This is a genomic window from Inquilinus sp., assembly GCF_057815775.1.
This window is the reverse complement of the sequence record NZ_JBYRFX010000584.1, coordinates 1-2,644: the sequence shown is the minus strand read 5'-3', so window position 1 is coordinate 2,644 and position 2,644 is coordinate 1. Positions and strand designations below refer to the sequence as shown.

Here is a 2,644-nt window from a genome sequence, read left to right as displayed (position 1 = left end):
GGCGATGCGCGGCACCTGCGGCCAGCGCTCATGCAGCAGGTTGAGCTCGCGGTACTCGGGCCGGAAGTCGTGGCCCCACTGCGACACGCAGTGCGCCTCGTCGATCGCGAACAGGGCGATCTGGCTCTGCTCGAGCAGGTTGAGGAAGCGCGGCGTCAGCAGGCGTTCCGGCGCCACGTACAGCAGGTCGAACTCGCCGCGCAAAAGTCCGCGTTCGACCTCGGCGGCCGCGCCGGCTTCCAGCGAGGAGTTGAGGAAGGCGGCGCGCACGCCCAGCTGCTTGAGCGCGTCGACCTGGTCCTGCATCAGCGCGATCAGCGGCGAGACGACGATCGCGGTGCCTTTCCGCAGCAGCGCCGGCACCTGGTAGCACAGCGACTTGCCGCCGCCGGTCGGCATCAGCACGAGGGCATCGCCGCCGGATACGACCTGGGCGACGATCTCGGCCTGCTGGCCGCGGAAGGCAGGATAGCCGAAGACGTCCTGGAGGACGGAGAGCGGGTCACGGGGCATGCCCATGGTATAGCGGCCCGCGGGCCTCAAACCAATCGGTAGGTGCCCCGTATCTGGAGAATTCGCGCGCCGTGCCTCAACATGTTGTGGCGCGGTGCGCGGAAACCCTAGGCCGGCACCATGTCGGGGGTGCCCGGTGCCGCAGCCGGGATCCGGCGGCGGCGCTTGACCAGCAGGATGGCGAAGCCGGCGATCGTGGTCAGGAGCGGGATGGCGTACATCAGCGGCACCAGCGTCAGCGAATCGCGGGCCATGCCGGCGATGCTCATCGTCGTTGCCTGGACCGCGACCACGCCGATGGCGGCGGCCATGATCCGCTTGCTCAGGCCGCGGCGGTTGTAGTCGCCGCTGAGCAGCACGCCGACGCACAGCGCGACATAGGCGAAGGGCAGCAGCGGGTCGCTCAGCCGCTTGTGGCCTTCCATCACCAGGCGACTGTAGTTCTTCTGGTCGCGCGGCAAATTCGGGTCGGGATACAGCAGGTCCGGCAGGAAGCGTTCCGACGGCTGGCGATAGTTGCGCACCAGGTCGTCGGCTCCAGCCACGGTCAGGGGCACGGTGTAGCTGTCGAAGGCCAGTGGATCGACCTTGCCGCTCTTGCGGTCGAGCTGCTGCACCACGCCGTCCAGCGCCACGATGCGGGGGCCGTCGTCGCTGTCCTCGACATAGCCGCGATCGGCGACGATGGTCAGCGGCCGGGTCTCGTCGCTGGTGTCGTGCACCAGGATGCCGTAGAGGTCGCCGGTCACCGGGTTGCGCTCGCGCACGAACACCGTCCGGGTGTCGCCGATGGCGTTGAACTCGCCGGTCTGCAGGATCGCGGCCGACACGTCGGACTGGGCGATGGCGCTGAGGTCGCGGAACTCGCGGTTCGCCACCGGCCAGAAATACAGTGTCATGGTGTAGCTGAGTGCGGTGATGATGACGCCCATCACCAGCCCGGGCAGGGCCAGCCGCATCTGGCCGACGCCGGCACCGCGCATCACCAGCAGCTCGCCATCCGCCAGCATGCGGTTGTAGACGATCAGGCAGGCGGCCACGACACCGATCGGCAGCACCGCGATCAGGAATTCCGGCATCGACAGGAACACCAGCTCGAGGAACGAGCCGACGCCGACGCCGCCATCGACGATCAGCTGGATCAGCCGCATCGAGGTGGTGAGCATGATCGCGAACACCAGGATCACGGTGGCGAGCACCGTGGCGACGGCGATCTGGCGGAAGATGTAACGGCTGAGCAGCGACATGATGGCGATCGTATACACGAGGCCGGATGCGTCGGCCATGTTGCCAAAAGTCGCGGCGGTGATCCAAGATCGGATCGCCAGAAATGCACGACAAATCGGCACCGGCATCGGGGAGGATCATATATGGGCGCCACGAGAGGCCCGCTCCGGTTCGGGTCGATCCCGCGATCGCGTGAAGATCATCAAGGAACGGACGGAAAATGCTGAAGACTATCGATCCGATCATCACCCCGGACCTGCTCTCCGTCCTGGCCTGCATGGGGCATGGCGACGATCTCGTGATCTGCGACGCCAACTTCCCGGCCCGGTCGGTGGCCCAGCACACCATGGTCAAGACGCCGCTGGAGCTGCCGGGCGTCAGCGCCGCGCGGGCGGTGCGGGCGATCCTGTCGCTGATGCCGCTCGACAGCTTCGTCGACCACCCGGCCCAGCGCATGGAGGTGGTGGGCCAGCCGGATGAAATCCCCGAGGTGCAGCGCGAGGTCCAGGCCGAGATCGACCGGGCCGAGGGCCGGTCCTGGCCGATGGGGTCGATCGAGCGCTTCGCCTTCTACGAGACGGCCAAGAAGTCCTACGCCGTGGTGCGGGCCGGGGAGGGGCGCTTCTATGGCTGCTTCCTGCTGAAGATGGGCGTGATCGCGCCGAAATAGGGAGAGCGGCCCATGGCCTCAGACCCGCATGTCTCCCCCTCCCTATGTCCTGCGTCGCCTTGCGGCGAGTCGAATGAGAGCGCGGGCCGCGAGGAGCGTATCGGATCATACGGTCGAGCGGCCCGCGCCCGCAGACGGCCATCGCAAGGCGACCCTCCGGGCCGGTTGAACATGCCGACTGGAGGCGTCGAACGGCTTGCGCGATGGACCACATCGCGCTGCGCCCTTCTCCTG

3 protein-coding genes are annotated in these 2,644 nt (G+C 67.5%); 1 reads left to right on the top strand and 2 read right to left on the bottom strand.

The genetic code is table 11. The features are described from left to right. Together AC3XYG_RS20430 and AC3XYG_RS20425 are read right to left on the bottom strand one after the other, a co-directional pair. The coding region (locus AC3XYG_RS20430) for a DEAD/DEAH box helicase (protein WP_489141707.1) at positions 1–513 on the bottom strand (513 nt) is incomplete at its 3' end. A 107-nt stretch (positions 514–620) separates the two neighbouring features. Further along, positions 621–1,799: an LptF/LptG family permease gene (locus AC3XYG_RS20425; RefSeq protein WP_489141706.1), complete on the bottom strand. Its 1,179-nt coding sequence runs from the start codon at positions 1,797–1,799 to the stop codon at positions 621–623. 161 nt (positions 1,800–1,960) lie between these two features. On the opposite strand from AC3XYG_RS20425, the gene AC3XYG_RS20420 reads away from it, so the two are divergent. Further along, positions 1,961–2,410 carry an RbsD/FucU family protein gene (locus tag AC3XYG_RS20420; RefSeq protein WP_489141705.1) on the top strand — a complete coding sequence of 150 codons (450 nt, stop codon included), beginning with the start codon at positions 1,961–1,963 and terminating at the stop codon, positions 2,408–2,410. Positions 2,411–2,644 lie beyond the last annotated feature (234 nt).